The organism is bacterium (assembly GCA_035559435.1).
Classification (GTDB): Bacteria; Zixibacteria; MSB-5A5; order WJJR01; family WJJR01; genus JACQFV01.
Window position 1 is genome coordinate 105,390 of sequence record DATMBC010000055.1, and the last position, 7,109, is coordinate 112,498.

General features: G+C 64.9%; 6 protein-coding genes. All 6 read left to right on the top strand.

Annotated features, from left to right (window positions below):
* Positions 1 to 6 precede the first annotated feature (6 nt).
* From VNN55_06785 to wecB, 6 genes are read left to right on the top strand one after another with little or no spacing between them, the layout of a single operon-like run.
* Positions 7 to 1,617 carry an SLBB domain-containing protein gene (locus VNN55_06785; protein ID HWO57254.1) on the top strand — a complete coding sequence of 537 codons (1,611 nt, stop codon included), beginning with the start codon at positions 7 to 9 and terminating at the stop codon, positions 1,615 to 1,617.
* Positions 1,614 to 2,858: a hypothetical protein gene (locus tag VNN55_06790; GenBank protein ID HWO57255.1), complete on the top strand. Its 1,245-nt coding sequence runs from the start codon at positions 1,614 to 1,616 to the stop codon at positions 2,856 to 2,858. The genes VNN55_06785 and VNN55_06790 overlap by 4 nt, the downstream gene beginning before the upstream one ends.
* Positions 2,855 to 3,889: a Gfo/Idh/MocA family oxidoreductase gene (locus tag VNN55_06795; GenBank protein HWO57256.1), complete on the top strand. Its 1,035-nt coding sequence runs from the start codon at positions 2,855 to 2,857 to the stop codon at positions 3,887 to 3,889. Before VNN55_06790 ends, VNN55_06795 begins: the two co-directional genes overlap by 4 nt.
* Before the next feature lie 26 nt (positions 3,890 to 3,915).
* The gene (locus VNN55_06800; protein ID HWO57257.1) at positions 3,916 to 4,683 is read left to right on the top strand and encodes a DapH/DapD/GlmU-related protein; all 768 of its coding nucleotides are present in this window, start codon (positions 3,916 to 3,918) and stop codon (positions 4,681 to 4,683) included.
* Positions 4,684 to 4,698: 15 nt separating this feature from the next.
* The gene (locus VNN55_06805; protein ID HWO57258.1) at positions 4,699 to 5,799 is read left to right on the top strand and encodes a DegT/DnrJ/EryC1/StrS family aminotransferase; all 1,101 of its coding nucleotides are present in this window, start codon (positions 4,699 to 4,701) and stop codon (positions 5,797 to 5,799) included.
* Between the two features lie 19 nt (positions 5,800 to 5,818).
* Complete coding sequence (gene wecB, locus VNN55_06810) at positions 5,819 to 6,913, top strand: UDP-N-acetylglucosamine 2-epimerase (non-hydrolyzing) (GenBank protein HWO57259.1); 1,095 nt, start codon at positions 5,819 to 5,821, stop codon at positions 6,911 to 6,913.
* The last annotated feature ends 196 nt before the right edge of the window (positions 6,914 to 7,109 follow it).

The window sequence follows — 7,109 nt, forward strand, 5'->3', positions numbered from 1 at the left end:
TCACGGATGAAGCGACAACTGACATGGTCTGTGGCGCTGGGGCTTGGGCTTTTGGCCTCGGTCGCATCGGCACAACTGCGCCCGCCGACTGCCGCCCCGCCCGCCGCAGAAGCCGCGCGAACGCCTGCCGTACCCGAGAAGATCAGCGCGTCCGACGTGCTGGCTCCGGCGTATCTGGATCAAGTGATCGACCCCGATGACTACCACGTCGGCCCCGGTGACGTCGTCTTGATCAACATCTGGAGTTCCCGGCCCGAACAGTTCCGCGTCGAGATCTCGCCGGAGGCCACCTTCATCATTCCGGGGGTCGGCGAACTGAATGTGGAAGGATTCACGCTCACCCAATTGAAAGAGTCGGCAATTGCGCGCCTGCGCCGTTATTACGAACAGCCACCCATTTCCGTGACGCTGGCGGCCGTGCGCCGCTTCCGCGTCACCGTGACCGGCGCGGTGAAGAAACCCGGCCTTCATGTCGTCACCGCCAACACCCGCGCCTCGGAGGTGCTCGACATGGCCGGGCTGGAGGATGATGCCGCCCGGCGGCAGGTCCGTCTGGAGCGCCGCGACACCACCATGCTGGTGGATTTGGCCGCCTTCGAGCGGCTGGGCATACGTAACGCCAATCCTTATCTCGCCGAGGGCGATGTGCTGGTCGCCCCCCCGCTGGACAACCGCTGGGGGAATGTCCGCATCGAAGGGGCGGTAAACCTGCCCGGCACCTTCGGCTTTTCACCCGGCGATCTGGTCGGCGACCTGATCGATCTCGCCTTCGGCCTGCGCGCCGATGCCGATACGCTGCGTCTCGAGCTGTGGCGGTTTCCGGTCGGGCAGAACGAGGCCATCCGTTTCGAGTGGCCCACCGGCACAACGTATTCGCAGTGGCGCAAATTCGCCCTGCAGCCCGATGACCGGCTGTTTATCCGAACCGTTGAAGGCTTCCGCGCGAAGCGGTTGGTGCGGATCACCGGCGAAGTGGTTCGTCCCGGTTACTATCCCTTCGCCGGCGAGAGCATCCATCTGCGCGATGTCATCGATTCGGCGGGGGGCTTCACCGATGAAGCCGATCTCGTTCACGCCTTTATTATCCGCTACCAGCAGCCCAAGTGGGTTGAGGAAAATCGTCAGCGGGTGGCGTTGATCCCCTCGGAACTGCGCTCCGAGGCCGAATCTGATCTGCTGCAGGCCGACGCGCTGACCGTGCCCGGACGGGTCGCCGCCGATTTTGCCGAACTCTTCGGGCGCGGTAACGAGAGCCACAACGTCCCGCTCTTTGACGGCGACGAGATCGTCGTGCCGCGCATGACCGAAAGCGTCAACATCATCGGTCGCGTGGTCCAGCCGGGCCTGGTGCCGGTCAAGCCCGGCGCCGACCTGAATTACTACATTGATCGGGCCGGCGGTTACTCCTGGCGGGCCGACCGTGGCGGCACCTTCCTCGTCAAAGGTGGTACCGGTTCCGCGATCAAAAAGAAGAGAATCCGCGAGATCACCGCCGGCGACACCATCGTGATCCCGACCCGGCGCGGGCGCCGCTGGTGGGCGGCCTTCCGTGAAACGCTCACCGTCACGACCAGTCTGGCGACTCTCTACTTGGTCATCGACCAGGTTACACAATGACGCTCGAGTCCACGCCCCGCGCCGCGTCGAATCCCCCGCCCCTCATCGAGGGCGGACTGCTGGGGCTTCTGCGTCTGCTGGTGCGGAACCGCGGGCTCCTGTGGAAATACCCACTGGCGATCACGGCCCTCGTTTTGGGCGCATCGTTCCTGTTTCCCAACATCTACCGTTCGACGGTCACGATTCTGCCGCCCGAACGCGACTTCCAGAGCCTGTCGCAGCCGACCGGCGACCTGAAATCCTTCCTCTCCGGCGGGATGGCGCTGCCGGTCATGGCCACGCCGTCGGACATTCTCGAAGCCGTCCTCCTCTCGCGCACGGTGCGTGAATCCACCGCCACGCGTCTGGATCTTCCGGCACGATGGGGAATGACACGCGCGGAGGTTCTCGAGGAGTTGCAGCAAACCACCGGATCCAAGGTCGCGCCGTCGGGCGTGGTCACCTTCTGGGTGGAGTACCGGAACCGTTGGTTTGCGGACACGCTGGCCAACACGATGGTGAGTATCGCCGACCGGCTCAACCAGACCATCGTCAACACCAAGGCCTCGCGCACCCGCGCTTTCGTCGAACGTCGCCTGGAGGAGACACGCCGACAGCTCGACAGCGCCGCCGCCGCGCTCGAAGAATTTCAGAAGCAGCATCGCACCATCGCCCTCGATGTCGAGGTCAAGGCGATGGTGGAAGGCGCGGCGACCCTGCGCGCGCAACAGACCGCCGACGAGATCGAATTGTCGGTCCTGCGCGAAACGCTTTCCGATGACCACCCCCGCATCCGCGAACTGTCAACCCGCATCAGCCAGACCCGGCAGAAGCTGAGCGCACTGGAATCGCCGGTGGACGACACCGCACGTTCCTATCTGGGCACCGGCTTCGCCGAACTGCCCCGACTCGCCCAGGAATTGGCCATCCGTCTGCGCGATGTGAAGGTGGCGGAAGCGCTCTATGAACTGCTCACACAGCAGTACGAACATGCCCGCATTCAGGAACGCCGCGACACGCCCACCTTCTCGGTCCTCGATCCGGCCAGTGGCGGCGGCGAAAAGGTGCGGCCGCGGCGGCTCCTGCTTGGCCTGGCGACACTGCTGGCGGCCCTGGTGTTGGTCGCCGGAGTGATCGTCGTCCGCGCCTGGCTGGACCGGCTGGCGGTCGTGGATCCCGAACGTCATCACGAAATCATCTCGCTGTGGCAGGCGATGTTTCGCCGCGCCGGCAACAGGGCCAAGGAGCTGTCCCCGCCATGACCTCATCCTCAGACCGTCTCATCAACGTGGGCTGCATCGGGTTGGGCGCCTGGGGCAAGAACCTCCTGCGTGAATTTGCCGGGACGCCCGGCGCGCGTGTCCCCATCGCCTGCGATCCGGCTCCGGCCGCGCGTCAACGCGCCCAACAGAATCACCCCGACATCATTATCACCGACCAGATCGAGGGCGTTTTTGCCGCCGATATCGACGCCGTCGTAATCGCCACACCGCCGGTATCGCACTTCGCGCTGGCGATGAAGGCGATCGCCGCCGGCAAGGATGTCTTTGTCGAAAAGCCGCTGGTGCTGGATGTGGGCGAAGGAGAGAAACTGGTCGCCGCCGCCGCCGCCGCCAGGCGCATCCTGATGGTTGGTCACATCATGGAGTACAACCCCGCCATTGAGTGGCTCAAGCGCTACATCGCCGACGGGGGACTTGGCGACATCTACTACATTTATGCCACACGCGTGAATCTCGGCCAGGTCCGCGAAAACGAAAACGCCATGTGGTCGCTGGCGCCGCATGATGTCTCGATGATCTCCTACTTGCTCGATGACTACCCCCGCCGCGTCAGCGCCGTCGGCAGTTGCTATGTCCGCAAGGGCATCGAGGATGTCGTCTTCATGAACCTCGCCTTCGCCGGCAACCGCATGGCCCATATCCACACCTCGTGGCTGGATCCGCACAAGGTGCGATCCCTGACCATCGTCGGCCAGAAGCGCATGGCTGTCTTTTCCGACACCGACCCGCAGGAGAAGATCAAGGTTTTTGACAAGGGCGTCGACCGGTCGTTGAATTTTGAAACCTACGCCGAGTATCTGACCCTGCGGACCGGGGAGGTCTACATCCCCTTGGTGGACAACACCCAGCCGTTGGCGCTGGAGTGCCGTCACTTCATCAACTGCGTCCGCGAACGCAAGACGCCCCGCTCCGACGGGCAGGATGGCCTGCGCGTGCTCCGCGTGCTCGACGCCGCCCAACAATCGCTGGATTCCGGCGGCGTTCCCATCGACATTCCCCACCCCGCGTGATCGCGCGGAGGAGGAGTTGACCGCCCATGAGTATCTCCATTGATCCCTCGGCCCACATCGGCTCGAACACGCGGTGGGGCGAATTCTGCATCATCGGTCCCAACGTTGAAATCGGGCCCAACTGCGAGATCGGCCATCATGTCGTTCTGCACGCCGGCACCCGCATCGGCGCCGCGGTGCGCATCGACGATGGCGCCGTGATCGGCAAACGTCCCATGCGCGCCGCCAACACCGCGGTCACCAAGGAACAGGACCTGCCGCCGACGGTGATCGGCGACAACTGCATCATCGGCACGCACGTGGTCATCTACCGCGGCGCCACGCTTGGCCAGAAGGTGCTTGTGGCCGATCTGTCCACCGTGCGCGAAAACGTCACCGTCGGCGATTTCACCATCGTCGGCCGCGGTGTCGCCATCGAGAATTTCTGCACCATCGGCAGGTACTGCAAGCTGGAGACCAACGTCTATATCACCGCCTACTCCGAAGTCGGCGATCGTGTCTTCGTCGCGCCGGGCGTGGTCACTTCCAATGACAATTTCGTCGGGCGCACCGAGGAACGCTTCAAGAACTTCAAGGGCGTCACGGTCGGACGCGGCGGTCGGATTGGCGTCGGCGCCGTCATCCTCCCCGGCAAGAAGATCGGCGAGGACGCGTTGGTCGCCGCCGGCTCGGTGCTCACCAAGGACGCGCCCGCCCGCAAGATCGTCGCCGGCGTGCCCGCCAAACCCTTCCGCGACGTGCCGGCCAATCAGCTGCTCGAAGCGCAGAACTGGCCCGATGTCAAGGCCAAGTAGGAGACGGAGACCCGTATGGCAGTGCCGCTGATCGATCTGGTCCGTCAGTATCACAGCATCAAGTCGGAAATCGACGACGCCGTACAGCGTGTCTGGAACCACGGCCAGTTTGTCCTGGGCAGGGAAGTGAAGGCCTTCGAGGAGATGGCGGCGCAGAAGTGCGGCGCCGAGCACGCCATCGGCGTGGCCTCCGGATCCGACGCTTTGCTCCTGACGATGCACGCGCTCGGCATCGGTCCCGGCGACGAAGTCCTGGTTCCGACCTTCACCTTTTTCGCCACCGCCAGTTGCGTGAGCCGTTTGGGCGCGAAACCCGTCTTCTGTGACATTGGCGCGGACTTCAACCTCGACCCCGCCGATGCCGCCCGGCGCATCACGCCGCGCACCCGCGCCGCGATCGTGGTCGAGCTCTACGGTCAGATGGCCGACATGGCCGCGCTGCGCGAACTCACCTACGAGCGCGGCATCGCCATGATCGAGGACGCCGCCCAATCGATCGGCGCGACCTTCGAAGGCGTGCCCGCCGGCGCCTGCGGCGACGCCGCCTGCTTCTCGTTTTTCCCGACCAAGAACCTCGGCGCCGCCGGCGATGGCGGGATGGTGACCACCGACGACCCCGAACTGGCCGAACGCGTCCGCATCCTCCGCCAGCACGGCGCGCACCCGAAGTACTACCACAAACTGGTCGGATACAACTCGCGCCTCGATGGGCTCCAGGCCGCCATCCTGCAGGCAAAACTGCCGCACCTGGATCGCTGGACCGAAAAGCGCCGCCAACACGCCGATGTGTACGACCGCGAGCTGGCCGGCGTCGGCGACATCAAGATTCCGATGCGCCGCCCCAACGCTTATCACATCTTCCACCAGTATACGATCACAACCTCGCGCCGCGATGAACTACGCGCGCACCTGCAGGCCGCCAAGATCGGCACCGAGATCTACTATCCGTTGCCCCTGCACCTGCAGGAGTGCTACGCCTACCTCGGCGACAGACCGGGGCAGTGCCCGGTCGCCGAGAAGGCCGCCAGGACCGTCCTGTCACTCCCGATCTTCCCCGAGATGACCGAGAGCGAACAGTCGGAAGTGATCGACGCCATCAAGCGGTTTTTCGCCTGAGGTCCGAACTACGGTGATGATGGGAGCACGACAAGTTGGCCGCGCCCGCCCTCTTGTCGTCACCGTCTTTGGCACCCGCCCCCAATTCATCAAACTGGCCGTCCTCTGGCGGCCGCTCGAAGAGCGCTTCCGCTCGGTCCTTATCGATTCGGGTCAACACTACGACTGGGAACTGGCCGGCGTGATGCATGCCGACACCGGACTGCGGCTTCCCGATCTTCATCTGGGTGTCGGATCGTCAAGCCCCGCCGCGCAGATCGGACGGGTGGCCGACGCCCTCGATGCGCGGTTGGCCCGATTGCGGCCCCAGACCGTGATCGTCTTCGGCGATACCAGCACCACCGCCGGCGCCGCCATCGCCGCCGCCTATCGCGGTATCCCGGTGGCGCACATCGAAGCCGGCATGCGCTCTTTTGACCGTTCCGCCCCCGAAGAAAAAAACCGTCTCATTGCCGATCACCTCGCCCGCTGGCGGTTCTGCCCCACACGGACCGCCATGGCCAATCTGCGGCGCGAAGGAATGCGCGACGGACTCCACGCTGTCGGCGATCTGATGTACGAGCACTGGCTTGGTCAACGGCCATCGCTTTCGCCGCCGGCAGAACTGCCGCCCGGCGGGTACTATTATGTCACCACGCACCGGGCCGAGAATGTCGACGCTCCCGAACGATTGCGATCGCTGGTGCGTATTCTCTCGGGCCTCGATGCGCCGACTGTCTGGCCGGTGCATCCGCGCACACGCAAACGGCTGACCGCGGCGGGATTGTGGCAACGTCTGCGAAAGCGCCCGAACCTCATGCTTCTGCCGCCCGTGCCGCACTCGCGCTCGCTGGCGCTCACCGCCGGAGCGCGCATGGTTCTGACCGACTCCGGCGGCGTGCAACGCGAAGCGTATTGGTCCGGGGTGCCCTGCCTGATCCTGCGCGATGTGACCGAGTGGGTGGAATTGCTGGACTGCGGCGCGGCGCGCCTGGTCGGGCTGGATGCGCGCCGAGCGCGCGCGGCCATTGACCGGCGATGGATTCGCCGACCGGTGACCGATCGCATCTTCCGCCAACGCGCCCCGTCGCGGGTCATTGTTCGCACTCTCGCCCGCGATCTGGCGCGGTCGTAATCACGCAAGCATTCTTTCCGATCAGCGCTTAACTTGGCCGCGATGAACGCCGTCTCCCTGCGTCGCGCCGGCCTGGTGATGATCCTGGTGACCATCGCCGCCCGTCTGATGGGATACTTCCGCGAGGCAGTGGTCGCCGCCGCGTACGGAGCGACGAGGGAGGTCGACCTTTTCCTGGCGGCGTTCACCATGCCCG

What these genes read in the sequence shown, in the direction of transcription:
- wecB (HWO57259.1), top strand. Translation starts at nt 5,819, where the DNA reads ATGGGAGCACGACAAGTTGGCCGCGCCCGCCCTCTTGTCGTCACCGTC.
- VNN55_06805 (HWO57258.1), top strand. Translation starts at nt 4,699, where the DNA reads ATGGCAGTGCCGCTGATCGATCTGGTCCGTCAGTATCACAGCATCAAG.
- VNN55_06795 (HWO57256.1), top strand. Translation starts at nt 2,855, where the DNA reads ATGACCTCATCCTCAGACCGTCTCATCAACGTGGGCTGCATCGGGTTG.
- VNN55_06785 (HWO57254.1), top strand. Translation starts at nt 7, where the DNA reads ATGAAGCGACAACTGACATGGTCTGTGGCGCTGGGGCTTGGGCTTTTG.
- VNN55_06800 (HWO57257.1), top strand. Translation starts at nt 3,916, where the DNA reads ATGAGTATCTCCATTGATCCCTCGGCCCACATCGGCTCGAACACGCGG.
- VNN55_06790 (HWO57255.1), top strand. Translation starts at nt 1,614, where the DNA reads ATGACGCTCGAGTCCACGCCCCGCGCCGCGTCGAATCCCCCGCCCCTC.